Here is a 320-nt window from a genome sequence, read left to right on the forward strand (position 1 = left end):
CTCAGAGGAACCGGATTTGCCTGATTCCTCGGCCTACATGCTTTCACCAGGACAACCAACGCCTGGCTCACCTAGCCTTCTTCGTCCCCCCATCGCAACCACATCCGGTACGGGAATATTAACCCGTTTCCCATCGACTACGCGTTTCCGCCTCGCCTTAGGGGCCGACTCACTCTGCTCCGATTAACGTAGAACAGAAAACCTTGGTCTTCCGGCGGGGGAGTTTTTCACTCCCCTTATCGTTACTCATGTCAGCATTCGCACTCGTGATACCTCCAGCAGACTTCTCAATCCACCTTCATTCGCTCACACGACGCTCC

The 320-nt window shown here is 54.7% G+C and carries 1 rRNA gene; it reads right to left on the reverse strand.

Annotation, left to right across the window (positions count from 1 at the left end):
- A 23S ribosomal RNA gene (locus tag R0J88_RS19330) occupies positions 1-320 on the reverse strand; the annotation flags it as partial.

The sequence above is a fragment of the Pseudoalteromonas sp. SIMBA_162 genome, assembly GCF_046535955.1.
GTDB classification, from domain to species: Bacteria; Pseudomonadota; Gammaproteobacteria; order Enterobacterales; family Alteromonadaceae; genus Pseudoalteromonas; species Pseudoalteromonas marina.